1 protein-coding gene is annotated in these 232 nt (G+C 45.7%); it reads left to right on the top strand.

Annotated features, from left to right (window positions below; genetic code table 11):
* The coding region (locus SB765_RS34125) for a hypothetical protein (RefSeq protein WP_410933090.1) at positions 1-232 on the top strand (232 nt) is incomplete at both ends.

The following is a 232-nucleotide window of genomic DNA, read 5'->3' as shown; positions in this document are numbered from 1 at the left end:
ACGCTTAACTAACGGGCAAGAAGCGCTTGCATACCCGATTGAAACAGAAGATGGCTCACTACTTTATTTTTCCACTAATGCCGATGGCCCTGATGTGAAAACGCTAACAATAGCAAAAAATCGCGCAGCCGTGACGGATCTCGCTGTAAACAGTGAAGCTCCATTGTTGATGGTAAATAAGCACACTCTGCCACCGGCAAAAATATATACCGATGAGATAGCAGAGCCAAGC

Source organism: Pseudomonas sp. SIMBA_067 (assembly GCF_046534675.1).
In the GTDB taxonomy this organism is placed as follows: Bacteria; Pseudomonadota; Gammaproteobacteria; order Pseudomonadales; family Pseudomonadaceae; genus Aquipseudomonas; species Aquipseudomonas putida.
Note: the sequence above shows the minus strand (reverse complement) of the source record. Positions and strands in the feature narration are given on the sequence as shown.